Raw genomic sequence first — 15,672 nt, 5'->3', positions numbered from 1 at the left:
CCGGCCTGTCCGCGGCCCTGGGGGGGTTTTTCCGGTGGGTCACTGGGGTGCCGAACTCCGGGGTCCGGGCCCCCCGCGTGGTGGTCGGGGGCCCCCGCGACCGGTGGAGCGGTGCTCAGAGGGCGCCGTCGCCGTTGAGGCAGGTGGTGCCGAAGGCAGGGTTGAGCAGCGCGATGGCGTCCACCGTGGTCCCGCACAGGTTGGTCGGCAGGTGGACGGGGACCTGGAGCTGGTTGCCCGAGGCGACGCCCGGGGAACCGACGGCCTCACCGAGGGTCCCGGCGTCGGCGGCAGCCATACCGGCACCGCCGGCAAGGATGGCGCCCGTGCTGGCGACAACGGCGGCGGCCTTCGCGATACGCGACATCAACTTCTCCTTGTAAGGAACAGAGGAGGCCACAGGGATTTGCGGCCTTCACTCCTCGTTCAACGCCGCAAACGGACACCGGTAACGGATCGGGGCGAAGTCAGACCCTTGAGGAGGAGATCGGCGTCGTCGGCGCAGGCCGCGCTCGGCTCCGGCCCTGTGCCGCCCCAGGCGAACGCCACTCTTCGATCGTACGTTCGGATATGGGTTTACTGTGGAGAGCATGGCCGTACATCTGCAGGCTTCGCTCTTCGACCAGGCCGACGAGATCGGCCTCGCGCCTCTGGACGGCGTGCGCCGCACGGTCCTCGGTCAGGGGGCGTGGCTCGACGGGCTCCCGGGCTGGCTCACCGGGGCCGACCTGCTGTTCGACGCGCTGGTCGGCACCGTGCCGTGGCGTGCCGAGCGGCGCCGGATGTACGAGCGCACCGTGGACGTCCCCCGGCTGCTCGCCTACTACGGCGAGGACGACCCCCTGCCGCACCCCGTGCTGGAACAGGCGCGGGACGCCCTGTCCCGCCACTACGCGGACGAACTGGGCGAGCCCTTCGCCACGGCCGGGCTCTGCTACTACCGTGACGGCCACGACAGCGTCGCCTGGCACGGCGACCGGATCGGTAGGGGAGCCCGGGAGGACACCATGGTCGCCATCGTGTCCGTCGGCGACCCGCGCGATCTCGTCCTGCGGCCGCTGCACGGCGGCGGCATCCAGGTCCGCCGCCCGCTCGGGCACGGCGATCTGATCGTGATGGGCGGCTCCTGCCAGCGCACGTGGGAGCACGCCGTGCCGAAGACGGCGCGTCCGGTGGGACCGCGGATCAGCGTGCAGTTCCGCCCGCGCGGCGTGAACTAGCCGCTGTCCCCGGCTCCTCGGACGTGCGCGTCAGCGCGGGGTGCGCCGTACGGAGCGGCCGGCGAGCACATCCGTACGGACCCCGTCCTCGATCACGAACCGGCCGTCGATCAGCACATGCGGGATGCCCGTCGGAAGGGTGCGCGGGGCGTCGAAGGTGGAGCCGGCCGCGACCGTGTCGGGGTCGAACAGGACGAGGTCGGCGCGGTGCCCCTCGCGCACCAGGCCGCGGTCGGGCAGCCGCAGGCGGGCAGCGGGGCGCGAGGTCAGATGGGCGACCGTCTCCTCCAGGGACAGGATGCCCAGGTCACGGGCGTACCGGCCCAGGTAGTGCGGGAAGGTGCCGTAAGCGCGCGGATGCGGCTTGAGACCCTGGAGGATGCCGTCGCTGCCGCCGGTGTGGACGCGGTGGCGCATGATCGCGCGGACGTTCTCCTCGTGGCCGACGTGCTGCAGGATCGTCGAACCCAGCCGGTCGGCGATCAGCAGGCGCCGGGCGGTGACCCACGGCTCCTCGCCGCGCGCCTTCGCGGACTCGAGCACCGTGCGGCCGACGTGGTCCGTCAGGGCGGGGTCGCTCACGCCCGAGATCTCGATCGTGTCCCACTCGACCGGCACGCCGTGGCAGCCGTCGGAGCCGATCTCCTCCAGGTGGTGGCGGATCCGCTCCGCGGTCTCGTCGTCCCGGAGCCGGGCGAGCACCGCGTCGGGACCGCCCTCGCCCGCCCAGCTCGGCAGCACGGCGACGAGCGTCGTGCAGCCGGGGGTGTACGGGTAGGTGTCCAGCGTGATGTCCGCGCCCGCGTCCAGCGCGTCGTCGAGAAGGGCCAGCAGCTCCGGGGCCCGGCCCTTGTTGACTCCGAAGTTCATGGTGGCGTGGGCGAGATGGAGCGCGCAGCCCGCCTCGCGGGTGAGCGCCGCCATCTCCTCGTACGCCTCGAGGGCGCCCGCGCCGTAGGAGCGGTGGTGGGGGCAGTAGTAGCCGTCGTACGCGGCCACGACGCGGCACAGCTCGGTGAGTTCGGAGTCGTTCGCGTACATCCCTGGCGTGTACGTCAGCCCCGACGAGAGGCCGACGGCGCCCTGCTCCAGCCCCTCGGCGACGAGCTGCTTCATCCGGGCCAGCTCGGCGTCGGTGGCGGGACGGTCCTCCCAGCCCATGGCGTACATGCGGACCGTGCCCTGCGGGACGAGGTACGCGGCGTTCACGGCGATGCCGCGGTCGAGCCTGTCGAGGTACTCGCCGACCGTGCGCCAGTCGAAGTCGACGGTCGTGTCTCCGGGCGCACCGCCGTTCCAGCCGGTGATCGCCGTGCGGACCTGGGCGAGCGTGGCGTCGTCGACGGGGGCGTACGACAGACCGTCCTGCCCCAGCACTTCGAGGGTCACACCCTGGGCGGCCTTGGCGCTGTGGTCGGGGTCGCGCAGCAGGGCGAGGTCGCTGTGGGCGTGCATGTCGATGAAGCCGGGGCAGAGCGCGAGGCCGTGGGCGTCGAGCGTGCGGGCGCCGGAGAGGGCGGGGTCGCCCTCCCGGCGTATCGCGGCGACGCGGCCGCGGGCGAGGCCGACGTCGGCGCGGTAGGAGGCGCCGCCGCTGCCGTCGATGACGCGCACGTCGCGGATGACCAGGTCCATGGGGGTCCTCTCGGGGCCGGCGGAACGGATCCCGCTCAGAAGAACGTGCGGATGTAGTCCGTGACCGTGCCGTCCGCCTCCACCAGCGGAATCAGCTGCCACTTGTCGAAGCTCGTGCAGGGGTGCGACAGTCCCAGCCCCACCCAGTCGCCGACCTCCAGCCGCGCCCCCGGCTCGGTCCGCAGCCAGCCGTGCTGGTCGGACAGGGCCGTGACCGTCAGGCCGTCGGCCGGGCGGATCTCGCCGGTGCGGGCGTCGCGGACGACCTGCGCCCGGGGGAGGTCGAGGTCGTACGCCGCGTCCCGCTTGCCCGCGTTCACGAACGCCTGCTCCGCGGTGGGACGCGAGACGACCTGCGCCCACAGGCGGAACGCGGGCTGGAGCGCGCCCTCGTCCGGCACCCGGTTGAAGGGGGTCAGATGCCGGTAGTGGCCGTCGTCGTGCGAGACGTACGCGCCGGAGCGCAGCAACTTGAGGACCGGCACGGACAGTTCGGGGATCTCGGCGAAGACGTCCGCCACCGCGTCGAACCACGCGCTGCCACCGGCGCTGACCACGATCTCGCCCGAGTCCGCGAACCGGCCCGCCTTGTCGAAGTCCACCGCCAGCGCCACCAGCCGACGCAGCCAGGCGTGGACCCTCTCGGCGTCGGCCCGCGGGACCTCGCCCTCGTACCCGGCGACGCCGACCAGCCGCAGCGTCCGGGTGGCGGCCACGGCGTCGGCCACCGCCGCGCAGTCCGCCTCCGTGCGCGCGCCCGTGCGCGCCCCCTCGCCCGCGCCCAGCTCGACGACGACGTCCAGCGGGCGCGACGTGCCGCGCAGCGCCTGGTCCATCAGCTCGACGCCGCGCACGGAGTCGACGTAGCAGACGAGGCGGAAGCCCGGGTCGGCGTCGAGCTCCTGTCCGATCCAGCGCAGGGCGGCCGCGTCGACCACCTCGTTGGCCAGGAAGATCCGCTGGATCCCGTACGCCCGGTAGACGCGGACCTGGTGCGGCACGGCGGCCGTGATGCCCCAGGCGCCGTACTCCAGTTGGCGCGCGAAGAGCTGCGGCGACATGGAGGTCTTGCCGTGCGGGGCGAAGGCGAGGCCGTGGCGCTCGGCGTACGTCTCCAGGAGCGCCAGGTTGTGCTCCACCGACTCGGCGGACAGCGCGAGGACGGGGGTGGTGAAGCCGCCGGTGAAGAGGTTGAGCCGGGCTGCCGCGAGTTCGCCGACGGTCCGGCCCTCGGCTCCGGGCGGAAGCCCCTTGAAGCGGTGGTCGACCGGTTCGTCGGCGAGTCGTGCGACCGCGTTGTCGGCAGCCATGGGGCCCTCCTCTGCGTCGTTGCATTATCTGCAACGGCCATTGCGTATTTCGCTGAGCGCTGTCTAACATCCGAGCCAACGCCGGGTCAATGGTGCCCGGCGACCGACCGGCAAGGAGCCCCCGCGATCATGACCGCGAGCGTGCAGGCCCCCGTGGACGTCGTCTGTCTCGGCGAGTCCATGGTCACGTTCCTGCCCTCCCGTGAGGGCCGCCTCGCCGATGTGCCGTCGTTCGTCCGCGGCATCGGCGGCGCGGAGTCCAACGTGGCGTGCGCGCTCGCGGCGGCGGGCCACCGGGCGCGCTGGGTCGGGCGCGTGGGCGCGGACGGTTTCGGCGACCACCTCGTGGAGGCGATCGCGGCGTACGGGGTGGACACCTCGGCCGTCACGCGCGACGCCGAGCGCCCCACGGGCGTGTACTTCCGCACGGCGGGCGACCGGGCGGCGGACGGCCACGAGGTCGTGTACTACCGGGCGGGCTCGGCGGCGTCGGCGATGTCGCCGGCGAACGTGCGGGGCGAGGACGTGTGGTCCGGGCGGGTGCTCCACCTCTCGGGCATCACCGCCGCCCTGTCCCCCGACTGCCTCGCGCTGATGCGGGAGTTGACCGTACGACGGGACGGCCGTCCGCCCGTCTCCTTCGACGTGAACCACCGGCCGGGCCTGTGGCGCGACCCGTCGTCCGGCGCACGGGTGCTGCTGGAGCTCGCCCGGGGCGCGGACATCGTGTTCGTGGGCGAGGACGAGGCGGAGGAGGCGTGGGGCCTGCGGGGCGCCGACGCGATCCGCGCGGTGCTGCCGGAGCCGTCGGTGCTGGTGGTGAAGCGGGGCGCGGCGGGCGCGGTGGCGTTCACGCGTGGTGAGCCGTTCCCCTCCCTGCCTCATCCGGAACCGGGGCACGCCCCGGACCCGTACCGCGCTTCGCGTGGTGCCCTTGCCTGGGGGGACCCCCGGACGGGCCGCGATCCGGCCCCGGCGGGGGCACCTCCCACGGCCGCCAGGCCGTCGGGGGAGACGGAGGGGCGGGGTCCGGGGCGGATTCCCGAACACCGCCCGCAGGGCGGTACGGGTGCGGGCGAAGCCCGGTCCCGGGAAGGCGCGGGGAGGCGAACGGCTCCGGACGGCGACAGCGTCACGCACGTGGCCGCCCCGGCCGTACGCGTCGTCGCCGCCACCGGGGCCGGGGACGCCTTCGCCGCCGGGTTCCTCGGCGGCAGCCTCCGCGGGCTGTCCGTGAGGGACCGGCTCCGGCACGGGCACCTGTACGCCGCCGCCGCCCTCACCGTCGCCGGTGACCTGGGCACCCCTCCCGCCGCCGCGCACACCGACCGGCTCGTCGCCCTCGACGACGACGCCTGGGGGAAACTGCACCTCGGCCCCGGGTGGACGGGGGCGGACCAGGAGGTAGGTACACCATGAGCCAGACAGTCGACCGCGCGCTGAGCATCCTGCCGCTGCTCGCGCAGGGCCCCGCCGACCTCGGACAGGTCGCCGACCGGCTCGGCGTCCACAAGTCCACCGCGCTGCGCCTGCTGCGCACGCTGCACGAGCACGGCCTCGTCTACCGCCAGCAGGACCAGCGCTACCGCCTCGGCGCCCGGCTGATCGCCCTCGCGCAGGAGGCCGTCGAGAACCTCGACGTACGCGAGATCGCGCACCCCCACCTCGTCGCCCTCAACGAGCAGATCGGGCACACCGTCCACCTCGCGGTGCACGAGGAGAGCGAAGTCCTCTACATCGACAAGGTCGAGAGCCGCTACCCGGTCCGGATGTACTCCCGGATCGGCAAGCCCGTCGCCATCACCGTCGCGGCCGTGGCCAAGCTGCTGCTGGCCGACCTCCCCGAGCCCGAGCGGCGCGCCGTCGCCGAGAAGCTCGACTACCCCATGTACACGCCCCGTTCGACGCCGAACGCCGGCGCCTTCCTCAAGGAGCTGGCAGCCGTGCGCGAACAGGGCTGGGCCACCGACCTCGGCGGCCACGAGGAGTCGATCAACTGCATCGCGGCCCCCATCCGCGGTGCGGACGGCCGGGCCGTCGCCGCCATGTCGGTGTCCGCGCCGAACGTCGTCGTCACCGCCGACGAACTCCTCACCCTTCTCCCGCTGGTGCGGCGCACCGCCGACGTCATCACGCGGGAGTACTCAGGCCACACCCCTCAGAAGGAAGCACGCGCATGAGCGAGAAGACCGCGATCACCCCGAGCACCCACACCGCGCCGCCCGCGAAGTTCTCCCATGGCGTCAGGAAGGGCAACATCCTCCAGGTCGCCGGACAGGTCGGCTTCCTCCCGGCCGTCGAGGGCCAGGCGCCCACCCCGGCCGGACCGACCCTGCGCGAGCAGACCCTGCAGACCCTCGCCAACGTCAAGGCGATCCTCGAAGAGGGCGGCGCGTCCTGGGACGACGTGATGATGATCCGCGTCTACCTCACCGACACGGCCCACTTCGCCGAGATGAACGAGATCTACAACGAGTACTTCAAGGACCTGACGGTGGCCCCCGCCGCCCGTACGACGGTCTACGTCGGCCTCCCCGCCGGCCTGCTCATCGAGATCGACGCCCTGGCAGTCCTGGACTGATCCTTCTGAACCCCCCGCAGTACGGCACGGCGCTCCTCCCCGACGCGCCGTGCCGCGATCCCCCTTGCCCGAAACCGCCCGGAACGGACACCCCGCCCATGCTCATCGCCGCTGACGCACCCCCACCTCCCACCCCGCACACCGGTGGTCTGCTCACCCTCATCGACGGCACCGCAGGCCTGCTCACCGTCGCCGCGCTCGGCATCGCCCTGCTTCTCGTACTGATCATCAAGGTGCGGCTGCAGCCGTTCGTCGCGCTGCTCGCCGTGTCCATCGCGGTCGGACTCGCCGCGGGCCTGTCCGTCACCGAACTCTTCGGCACCGTCCAGCGGTCGGCCGCCGTCTCCGTCATCGAGACCGGCATGGGCGGCATCCTCGGCCACGTCGCCATCATCATCGGCCTCGGCACGATGCTCGGCGCGATACTCGAGGTGTCGGGCGGCGCCGAGGTGCTGAGTTCGCGCCTGCTCGGCCTGTTCGGCGAGAAGCGCGCCCCGCTCGCCATGGGCCTCACCGGCCTGATCTTCGGCATCCCGGTCTTCTTCGACGTCGGCATCTTCGTCCTCGCGCCGATCGTCTACGCGGCCGCCAAGCGGTCCGGCAAGTCGATCATCCTCTACGCGATGCCGCTGCTCGCCGGTCTGTCGATGACCCACGCCTTCCTGCCTCCGCACCCCGGTCCGGTCGCCGCCGCCGGCCTGTTCCGCGTCTCCCTCGGCTGGGTCATCGTCATGGGCATCGTGGTCGGCATCCCCGCCGTGCTCGCGGCCTGGGGCTACGCCGCCTGGATCGGCAAGCGGCTGTTCGTCGAGGTCCCGCAGGACATGGTGGAGGCCGCCGAGGACGCCAGGGCCGCCGTCCACGCCGAGCAGGCCGCCGCCGGCCGGACCCCCCAGGAGGCGCCGGTCTCGCTGGGGACCGTGCTCACCATCATCGGTACGCCGCTGATCCTCATCCTCGCCGCGACGTTCTCCTCCATCACGCTCGCCCCCTCCACCCCGCGCTCGGTCATCGAGTTCTTCGGCAGCCCCTTCGTCGCCCTGACGATCGCGCTGGTCATGGCGTACTGGCTGCTGGGCATCCGGCGCGGCTGGACCCGCAGGTCCCTCGAATCGGTGTCCACGCAGTCCCTCAAGCCAGTCGGCAACATCCTGCTCGTCGTCGGCGCGGGCGGCGTCTTCGGCGCGGTGCTCAAGGCCAGCGGCGTCGCCCAGGCGCTGTCGGACACCTTCAACGACGTGGGCCTGCCCGTCATCGTCCTCGCGTACCTCATATCGCTGGTGCTGCGCGTGGCGCAGGGATCGGCGACCGTCGCGATCGTCACCACCGCGGGCATCGTCGTGCCGCTGGTCGAGAACGGCGACCACTCGCAGCCGTTCCTGGCGCTGGTCATCATGGCGATCTCGGCGGGCTCGATCTTCGCCTCGCACGTCAACGACGGCGGGTTCTGGATCGTCGCCAAGTACTTCGGCATCTCGGAGCGGGACACCCTGAAGTCCTGGACGGTGCTGGAGTCCGTGCTGTCGGTCGCGGGCTTCGCGGTGGCGGCGGCGCTCAGCCTCGTCCTGTAGCGGGCGGGGCGTACGGACGGGCGCCCCGGGGCCGTCGGCCCCGGGGCGCTCCGGCCGGGGAGCAGCCGGTGTCAGGGGATCAGCCGGTGCAGTACTGGGACTCCTTGCCGATCGACCTGTACATGCAGTCCGAGTTCTCCAGCAGCTGGAGCACGGCGTCCCGGTTGCGGGAGGTCTCGCGCTCGATCACCTCGTCGGGCGGGTAGAAGCCGCCTCCCCCGAAGCCGGACGGGTACATCTCGAAGGTGTAGCCGAAGATCTTCTGGTTGCCCCACAGCCAGTCGTCGATGGAGCCGTCCGTGATGTAGAGGTCGCTCGACTGCTCGGCCGTGTAGCCGTTGCTCGCCGCCATCTTCCGGCCGACGGCGGCGAAGGCGTCGCGGTCGTCCTGCGTCATGCCGGCGGCGGTGTCGCTGTACGTGTACCCGTACGGCCACAGCACCAGCTCGCTGTAGGTGTGGAAGTCGATGGCCGTCCTGATCTGCTGCCTGCCTCCGACGGCCCGGGACCGGACGAAGTCCGCGACGACCTTCACCTCGGGCGCCGACTCGGGGGAGGCGCCCCGGTAGGTGTCGGAGCCGGGGGAGCCCGAGGAGCCGCCGCAGCAGCCCCACTTGTGGTTCCAGTTGCGGTTCATGTCCGTGCCGACGTATGACGAACCGGAGTTGGGCTGCCGGTTCTTGCGCCAGCTGCGGTAGGAGCCGGTGGCGATGTCGTACTCGCCGCCGTCCGGGTTGAGGTCGGGCACGATCCAGATCTCGCGGCCGTTCACGGCGTTCGTGACCCGCGCGTCGCTGCCGTAGTCCTCGCCGAACTCGCGCAGCAGGTAGAGCGCCATCTCCACGGTGAGGTGCTCGCGCGCGTGCTGGTGGTGGGTGAACAGGACCTCGGGCTCGTTCTCGTCGGTCGCCACGTTGTCGCTGATCTTGACGGCGACGATGTCGCGTCCCTGATAGCTCTTGCCGATGACGCGCTTGCTCATGATGGACGGGTACTGGGCGATGCGCTGGTTGATCTCGGCCGTCATCTCGGCGTAGTTGTGGTACTTGGCGTCGGCCGAGGGGAAGTCGAACGGCTTGACGCCGGCCCTCGCCGAGCGGTCCGGCGGCCCGGGCAGGGCCGTGAGGGTGTGTCCGAGGGCGCGCAGCCGCTTCGCCTGGTCGGCGGTGGCGCTGACGACGATCGTGTGGTCGTCGACCTCGTCGACGGACACCCCGGTGGCGGCGACGGCCGTGCGGTCGGCGGCGCTGTCGGGGCCGTGGATGCGGTACTGCCGGGTGCGGTCCTCCTCACCGGCGGTGGCCGGCGCCGGCCGGTCGGCCGGCGGCGACGCGCTCGCGGTCAGGGGTGCTGCCAGGGCGAGGGCGACGACGGCCGCGAATGCGGCGGACCGTTTGCCCAGGGGGCTGATTCGCATGCAACTGCTCCTGAGGTGTGGGGGGTTGCTCAGTGCGGTGCGGGGTGTGGGTGCGCGGGGTACGGGTGTGCGCGTGTGCGGTCACGGCGGCGGTGGCTCGCGCGCTCATGGTGCGTCCCTGGCATGCTCCGGTCAATAGCAACTCCCGGCCATACGCCCGCGCGCCGGATGTCGAACACCTTGCCGGGCCCCTTGTGGGATCACCGGCGTCCGGCTTGGGTAACCCAGTCACATCGAGGGACGAGCGGGAAGGCGGCTGCGCATGTCAGGCACCACCGAAGAGAGCACGGGCGAGGCCATCTCCCGCCCGCGCAAGGCGAGCTGGCGGTACATCGGACCGGGCATCGTCGTGGCGGCGACCGGCGTCGGGGCCGGCGACCTGGTCGCCACCCTCGTCGCCGGCAGCAAGTTCGGCTACACACTCCTGTGGGCCGCCGTCATCGGCTGCCTCGTGAAGATCTCCCTGGCGGAGGCGGCCGGGCGCTGGCACCTCGCCACCGGGCGGACCCTTTTCGACGGCTGGCGCAGCCTGGGGTCCTGGACCACGGTCTACTTCGTCGTCTACGTCGTCATCTGGGGCTTCGTCTACGGCGCGGCCGCGATGTCCTCCAGCGCGCTCCCGCTGGACGCCCTGTTCCCGGGCACCATGGACCTCAAGTGGTGGGCCGTGCTGTGCGGCCTGGCCGGGCTGGTGTTCGTCTGGTTCAACCGGTACGCCGTGTTCGAGAAGGTCATGACGGTGCTGGTCGGCGTGATGTTCGTCGTCACCGTCTACCTGGCCGTCCGGGTGACCCCCAACCTCGGCGACGCCTTCGCGGGTCTCGCGCCGGTCCTGCCGGACGGCTCGCTGATCTACACGCTCGGCCTGATCGGCGGCGTCGGCGGCACCATCACGCTGGCCGCGTACGGCTACTGGGTCAACGCCAAGGGCTGGACCGACACCGGATGGATGAAGGTGATGCGCCTGGACAACCGCGTCGCCTACATCACGACCGGCATCTTCGTCGTCGCCATGCTCTTCGTCGGCGCGGAGCTGCTGCACTCCTCCGGCATCGCGCTGGCCAAGGGCGACAAGGGTCTGCTCGACCTGAGTGACGTCCTCGCGGACCGCTACGGGACGGCCACCGCCAAGCTGTTCCTCATCGGCTTCTTCGCCACGTCCTTCACCTCGCTGATCGGTGTCTGGCACGGCGTGAGCCTGATGTTCGCCGACTTCGTCTCCAACTACCGCAAGAGGGGCGAGGCGACGACGGGCGCGGAGGTGGCGTCCGGCAGCCGGGAGAAGTCGCTGCCGTTCCGCGCGTACCTGCTGTGGCTCACCTTCCCGCCCATCGCGCTGCTCTTCCTGGACCAGCCGTTCGGCCTGGTGATCGTCTACGGCGTGATCGGCGCGTTCTTCATGCCCTTCCTCGCGCTCACCCTGTTCTGGCTGCTCAACTCCTCCCGGACACCGGCCCAGTGGCGCAACGGCATCCTGAGCAACACGATGCTGGTGGGGGCGGGCCTGCTGTTCGTGGTGCTGTGCGTGCAGCAGGTGCGGGACCTGCCCTGGTGAGCTCAGCGGGGTGCCACGAGGGCTCGTGCCGCCGGGGAACGGCGGCACGGGCCCTCGTCGGTCGACGTGCTGTTACGGCAGGTTGTGGACGTGCGGGCCGACGGCGTTGGACCAGGCGTTGCCGGCCGCCGCGTCCCAGTTGGTGGACCAGGTCATGGCGCCGCGCAGGGCCGGGTACGTCTTCGAGGGCTTGAACGAGCCGCAGTTGGTGCCGCGGGTCAGGCAGTCCAGCGCGTTCCTCACGACGGACGGGTCGACATAGCCGCTGCCCGCCCCGCGCGTCGATGCGGGGACGCCGAGGCCGACCTGAGAGGCGTCGAGGCCGCCCTCCAGCTGGATGCAGGCGAGCGCCGTGAGGAAGTCCACCGAGCCCTGCGCGTACACCTTGCCGTCGCAGCCGAGCATCGAACCGCTGTTGTAGTACTGCATGTTGACCACCGTGAGGATGTCCTTCACGGCGAGCGCGGTCCTGAAGTACTCGGTGCCGGTGTTCTGCATGTCGATGGTCTGCGGCGCCATCGTCAGCACCAGGGACGAGCCCGCCTTCTGGGAGAGCTGGCGCAGCGCCTTGGTCAGGTACGTGGCGTTGATGCCGTGCTCCAGGTCGATGTCGACACCGCTGAAGCCGTACTCCTGCATCAGGGCGTACGCGCTGTCGGCGAAGGCCGTCGCGGAGGCGTCGCTGTTGATGGTGACGTTGCCCTTCTCGCCGCCGACCGAGATGATCACCGACTTGCCCGCCGCCTTCTTGGCGGCGATGTCCGCCTTGAAGTCGGCGACGGAGGAGTAGCCGACGGCCGGGTCGAGGTTGAAGGTGATCCGGCCCGGGGTGGCCGTGGAGTCCGCGAACGACACGGCGATGATGTCGTACTGCGCCGGCACGTCACGCAGCTTCTGCACCCTCGCGCCGTTGTCGAAGTTCTGCCAGTAGCCCGTCAGGGCGTGCCGGGGCACGGCTGGGTTGCCCGGGTTGCCGCCGGGGGCCGTGGTCCCGGTGACCGCGGCCGACTTCGCGGATTCGCCCGCCGCGTTCGTCGCCGTCACCTGGAACCGGTACGCGGTGTTCGCGGCCAGGCCGGTCACCGTGGCGGACGTGCCGCTCACGGACTGGACCCTGACTCCGTCGCGGTACACGTTGTAGCCGGTCGCGCCGGTCACCGCCCGCCAGTTCAGCGCCACGGAGGAGGACGTCACGGTCCCGACGGTCGGTGCGGCCGGGGCGGCGGGGACGACCGGGTCGGGGTCGGAGCCGCCTCCGCCGTCGGGGCCGAAGACGCTCATGTCGTCGGCGTGGTAGGCGGCCTGGCCGTACCAGCCGTGGGTGTAGACGGTCACCGAGGTGGTGTTCGCGCCCGTGGTGAAGGAGGTGGACAGCTGGGTCCAGCCGTCGGTCGCGGGCGTCCAGGTGGACACGTCGTTCGTGCCGGTGCCGCTCGCGCCGAGATAGGCGTAGCCGCCCTGCACCCAGGCGCTCAGCCTGTACGTCGAGTTGGGTTTCACGGTCACGGCCTGGGTGCACTTGGCGTTGTCCTGGCCGGTGGGCGTCGCCTTGAGAGCCGATGCGCCGCCGTGCACGGGGGAGGAGACGGCGGTCCCGCTGCCCGCGGAGCAGCTCCATCCGGCGAGTCCCGCCTCGAAGCCCGCGTTCCTGGCGACGTTGACGTCGGCAGCCTCCGCGGTGCCGGTCGTGCCCATGAGACCGAGTCCGGTGCCGACGGCCAGCGCCAGTCCGGCGCCTAGCCATCTGCGTGCGCGTGTGGTGCGGTCCACTTGCAGCCTCCGGTGGGGGAGTTGGGGGGTGTGGAGGATCCGGCGCCGAGACCCGGAACGGTGGCCACCGTGGAGGTACAAGTTGGTCCAGACCAATTGTGTTGTCAAGGCCTATGGCGTGAAGGCGGTTTCCGGGCCGCCCGTTTCAGTCCCCTTCCTGAAGCCGGTCGGCCGCCCACCCCGCCACGCAGCCGAGTGCCGGCACGGCATGGGACATCAGCACCCCCTCGGCGGTCAGGTGACGCCACTGGACCGCGACGTCGAGGACCTGGGCCGCCACGGGGACGGACAGAGCCACCGTCAGGTGGCGGACGGTCACGCACCGGAAGGGCGGCCGGTGCAGCCGCGCGGCGGCCCAGACGGACAGCACGACGCACAGCGCGTTCGGCAGGTGGCTCAGCAGCAGCCGCCCGCCGAAGGACCCGAGCCCGGCCGGGGGCGCCGAGGGTGTCGTACACCAGGGTGACCTGGTGACCTTGATACCGGCCCCGAGCTCGACCTTGTCGGAGCCGAACCTGCCCACTCGGCACCGGGTTTCCAGTCCTTCTTGACGGCCACCGACGCGGCGTCGGTGAAGGTCGTCGTGACCTCTGGTCGTTGTCGTCGACCTTGCCGTTCGCCGTTGACGTCGTCCCCGGCGCTGAAGGTCCGGCGTGGCCGGTGGACCCCATCAAGGGCCCAAAGGGGGCTGTGGGCCTGGCAATTCGTCCGGTGTGACGGGAGTCGGCAAGTGACGACTTCGTCCGCCTTTGGCTGGGCGTGAGGAGCACGGGTTGCCGGCGGGGGACCTGAAAGGTGTTCTCTGCCTCACAGGACGTGGTTAGAGTGCTGATGCAGCAGCACGAGCAGTGAGGAAGCGGTCGCCGTGCGTTCGGCGACCGGATTCGAACGGGGAAACGAGCGTGCAGACCGCGATCGCTGTCACCAGTGCTGACCTGGTGCTACCACCCACCGACCAACACACTCCCACCGCCGCGCTGTTGCCGCCTCCGCACGCGCAGTCCCTCGACGCCGCGCTCGTCGACATGCAGGTGCTGCTGGACCAGCACGGCTATGTGGTGGCGCCGTACCCCGACTCGATCCCCGTCGCCCACGAACGCAGGCTGCACACCGTGCGCTCCGTCCTGGAGAGCGACCGCATCGCCCTGATGAAGCTGGCGCTGCCGCCGCTCGGTGTGGCGGTGCTCGTCCGCCAGTTGCGCCAGTTGTCGGTCTGCGACTTCGGCGCGGGCATCGTCGCCTCCGCGGTCCGGCTCCTCGCGCACTACGTCTACGCCGGGGCCCTGCTGAACTCCGTCGCCAGGCTCGACCGGGTGCCGGTGAGCCTCACCTCGCACGCCAAGTCGTGGGTGCCGGGCTCCCAGTTCGCCGTCCTGGCCAATCCGCGGCCGCACCTGATCAGGATCGGCGGCGGAGAGCTCGCCGGGCCCGAGTTCGGCAACCGGCTGATGGTCGCGAAAGGGCAGTTGCAGAGCGAGTGGGTCACCGCGACGCTCGCCCCCGCATGGCGCTGCCAGTCGCTGCACGAGGCGGCGCTGCCGGGTGATTCGCCCCGCTGGTGGGGCACCTCGAAAATGATCGAATTCGCCGCCTACCTGCCCGACATCACCCTTGTCCATCAGCTCGTCTCGTCGGTCAAAAGGGAGAAGTGCTCCTGGTGCGGCCTTGAAATCATCGGTGACCGCTGTGGATTCTGTTCGGCGCCGCTCGCGCGTGCGGAGAACCGAACCCCGAGCCCCGCTGCCCCGAGCCACGAAATGCCTGTGCGTCCAGGGTCGTAGCCGTACCAGGGCGGTCGTCCGGACTCGGTGACGGGAGAGATCCCGGAAACGGAACCGGCCGTCCCCGCACCGTCCGCCAACCGTCCGTCTCCCCACGAGGTCGTCCCGCTCATGAATTCACGGCAGCGCCGCGGTGTCATTCTTCTGCTCCTGTCCGTCCTGTGCGCCTTCGGCGCGTTCGTCGGCGTGCTTTCGGTGATCAGCGATGTGAATTCCAAGGTCGGGCCGGAAGCGACGGCCTACCGGATCAGGTCGGACGTCGCGCCGTACACGGAACTCCAGCCGAGCCAGTTCGAAAAGATCACGATGCCCGAGCGCTGGCTCTCCCCGAGTGCGGTCACCGACATATCCGCGGTCGAGGGGAAGATCGCCGTCACCCAGCTGCGCAAAGGGTCGCTGCTGCAGGTCGACATGATGGTCGAGCGCCCCGCCCTGGGGAACGGCGAGCAGGAGATCGCCATCATGATCGACGCGGCCACCGGTGTCGCGGGCAAGATCACCCCCGGCGATCTGGTCAACATCTTCGCGACCTTCGACGACGAGGGGCAGGGCAAGGGCCAGGTCGCCGAGTCCCGGATCATCGTCCCCAACGCCAAGGTCATCGACGTCGGCAGGCTCACCGCCCTGGAGCCCAGGGTCGACGACCGCGACGCCACCGCGACACAGGCCGTGCCCATCACCTTCGCCCTGAACACCCAGGACGCCCAGCGCGTGGCGTTCGCCGAGTCGTTCGCCGTCCACGTACGCCTGGCCCTGATCGCCAAGGGCAGTCCGACCACGCTTCGTCCGGGTGAAGGCACGTACACCCTCGACGAGGACAGGAACAAGTGAG

General features: G+C 71.2%; 14 protein-coding genes. 8 read left to right on the top strand and 6 right to left on the bottom strand.

Features of this window, described 5'->3' with window-relative positions; all coding sequences use genetic code 11:
• Positions 1-115: 115 nt before the first annotated feature.
• Positions 116-367, bottom strand: a complete 252-nt coding sequence (locus tag AB0K02_RS17670; RefSeq protein WP_365993350.1) for a chaplin — start codon at positions 365-367, stop codon at positions 116-118.
• Positions 368-590: 223 nt separating this feature from the next.
• On the opposite strand from AB0K02_RS17670, the gene AB0K02_RS17665 reads away from it, so the two are divergent.
• Positions 591-1,220 carry an alpha-ketoglutarate-dependent dioxygenase AlkB gene (locus AB0K02_RS17665; protein WP_365993349.1) on the top strand — a complete coding sequence of 210 codons (630 nt, stop codon included), beginning with the start codon at positions 591-593 and terminating at the stop codon, positions 1,218-1,220.
• Between the two features lie 30 nt (positions 1,221-1,250).
• Here the strand turns inward: AB0K02_RS17665 and AB0K02_RS17660 are convergent, their stop codons facing one another.
• Complete coding sequence (locus AB0K02_RS17660; protein ID WP_365993348.1) at positions 1,251-2,855, bottom strand: D-aminoacylase; 1,605 nt, start codon at positions 2,853-2,855, stop codon at positions 1,251-1,253.
• Positions 2,856-2,890: 35 nt separating this feature from the next.
• Positions 2,891-4,165, bottom strand: coding sequence for an amino acid deaminase (locus AB0K02_RS17655; RefSeq protein WP_365993347.1), 1,275 nt, complete (start codon positions 4,163-4,165; stop codon positions 2,891-2,893).
• Positions 4,166-4,294: 129 nt separating this feature from the next.
• On the opposite strand from AB0K02_RS17655, the gene AB0K02_RS17650 reads away from it, so the two are divergent.
• From AB0K02_RS17650 to AB0K02_RS17635, 4 genes are all read left to right on the top strand, one after another.
• Positions 4,295-5,584, top strand: a complete 1,290-nt coding sequence (locus tag AB0K02_RS17650; protein WP_365993346.1) for a sugar kinase — start codon at positions 4,295-4,297, stop codon at positions 5,582-5,584.
• Positions 5,581-6,345, top strand: coding sequence for an IclR family transcriptional regulator (locus tag AB0K02_RS17645; RefSeq protein WP_365993345.1), 765 nt, complete (start codon positions 5,581-5,583; stop codon positions 6,343-6,345). Before AB0K02_RS17650 ends, AB0K02_RS17645 begins: the two co-directional genes overlap by 4 nt.
• The gene (locus AB0K02_RS17640) at positions 6,342-6,746 is read left to right on the top strand and encodes a RidA family protein (protein WP_307713727.1); all 405 of its coding nucleotides are present in this window, start codon (positions 6,342-6,344) and stop codon (positions 6,744-6,746) included. The genes AB0K02_RS17645 and AB0K02_RS17640 overlap by 4 nt, the downstream gene beginning before the upstream one ends.
• Positions 6,747-6,844: 98 nt before the next feature.
• Positions 6,845-8,317, top strand: a complete 1,473-nt coding sequence (locus AB0K02_RS17635) for a gluconate:H+ symporter (RefSeq protein WP_365993344.1) — start codon at positions 6,845-6,847, stop codon at positions 8,315-8,317.
• Between the two features lie 79 nt (positions 8,318-8,396).
• Here the strand turns inward: AB0K02_RS17635 and AB0K02_RS17630 are convergent, their stop codons facing one another.
• On the bottom strand, positions 8,397-9,734 hold the full coding sequence (locus AB0K02_RS17630) for a M14 family metallopeptidase (RefSeq protein ID WP_365993343.1): 1,338 nt from the start codon (positions 9,732-9,734) through the stop codon (positions 8,397-8,399).
• A gap of 262 nt (positions 9,735-9,996) precedes the next feature.
• On the opposite strand from AB0K02_RS17630, the gene AB0K02_RS17625 reads away from it, so the two are divergent.
• Positions 9,997-11,289 carry an Nramp family divalent metal transporter gene (locus AB0K02_RS17625; RefSeq protein ID WP_365993342.1) on the top strand — a complete coding sequence of 431 codons (1,293 nt, stop codon included), beginning with the start codon at positions 9,997-9,999 and terminating at the stop codon, positions 11,287-11,289.
• Between the two features lie 72 nt (positions 11,290-11,361).
• Here AB0K02_RS17625 and AB0K02_RS17620 read toward each other — a convergent pair whose 3' ends face one another.
• On the bottom strand, positions 11,362-13,059 hold the full coding sequence (locus tag AB0K02_RS17620) for a glycoside hydrolase family 18 protein (RefSeq protein WP_365993341.1): 1,698 nt from the start codon (positions 13,057-13,059) through the stop codon (positions 11,362-11,364).
• A 145-nt stretch (positions 13,060-13,204) separates the two neighbouring features.
• A complete protein-coding gene (locus AB0K02_RS17615; protein WP_365993340.1) occupies positions 13,205-13,582 on the bottom strand; it encodes a hypothetical protein in 378 nt (125 codons plus the stop codon).
• 379 nt (positions 13,583-13,961) lie between these two features.
• Here AB0K02_RS17615 and AB0K02_RS17610 point away from each other — a divergent pair, with 379 nt between their 5' ends.
• Positions 13,962-14,840 (top strand): hypothetical protein, encoded by an 879-nt coding sequence (locus tag AB0K02_RS17610; RefSeq protein WP_365993339.1) that lies wholly within the window; start codon positions 13,962-13,964, stop codon positions 14,838-14,840.
• Positions 14,841-14,951: 111 nt separating this feature from the next.
• The gene (gene cpaB, locus AB0K02_RS17605) at positions 14,952-15,671 is read left to right on the top strand and encodes a Flp pilus assembly protein CpaB (RefSeq protein WP_365993338.1); all 720 of its coding nucleotides are present in this window, start codon (positions 14,952-14,954) and stop codon (positions 15,669-15,671) included.
• Position 15,672: the final 1 nt, after the last annotated feature.

This window comes from Streptomyces sp. NPDC049597, from assembly GCF_040675505.1.
GTDB lineage: Bacteria > Actinomycetota > Actinomycetes > Streptomycetales > Streptomycetaceae > Streptomyces.
Note: the sequence above shows the minus strand (reverse complement) of the source record. Positions and strands in the feature narration are given on the sequence as shown.

Coding starts and splice junctions, on each gene's coding strand:
- AB0K02_RS17670 (WP_365993350.1), bottom strand. CDS start 367: ATGTCGCGTATCGCGAAGGCCGCCGCCGTTGTCGCCAGCACGGGCGCC.
- AB0K02_RS17665 (WP_365993349.1), top strand. CDS start 591: ATGGCCGTACATCTGCAGGCTTCGCTCTTCGACCAGGCCGACGAGATC.
- AB0K02_RS17660 (WP_365993348.1), bottom strand. CDS start 2,855: ATGGACCTGGTCATCCGCGACGTGCGCGTCATCGACGGCAGCGGCGGC.
- AB0K02_RS17655 (WP_365993347.1), bottom strand. CDS start 4,165: ATGGCTGCCGACAACGCGGTCGCACGACTCGCCGACGAACCGGTCGAC.
- AB0K02_RS17650 (WP_365993346.1), top strand. CDS start 4,295: ATGACCGCGAGCGTGCAGGCCCCCGTGGACGTCGTCTGTCTCGGCGAG.
- AB0K02_RS17645 (WP_365993345.1), top strand. CDS start 5,581: ATGAGCCAGACAGTCGACCGCGCGCTGAGCATCCTGCCGCTGCTCGCG.
- AB0K02_RS17640 (WP_307713727.1), top strand. CDS start 6,342: ATGAGCGAGAAGACCGCGATCACCCCGAGCACCCACACCGCGCCGCCC.
- AB0K02_RS17635 (WP_365993344.1), top strand. CDS start 6,845: ATGCTCATCGCCGCTGACGCACCCCCACCTCCCACCCCGCACACCGGT.
- AB0K02_RS17630 (WP_365993343.1), bottom strand. CDS start 9,734: ATGCGAATCAGCCCCCTGGGCAAACGGTCCGCCGCATTCGCGGCCGTC.
- AB0K02_RS17625 (WP_365993342.1), top strand. CDS start 9,997: ATGTCAGGCACCACCGAAGAGAGCACGGGCGAGGCCATCTCCCGCCCG.
- cpaB (WP_365993338.1), top strand. CDS start 14,952: ATGAATTCACGGCAGCGCCGCGGTGTCATTCTTCTGCTCCTGTCCGTC.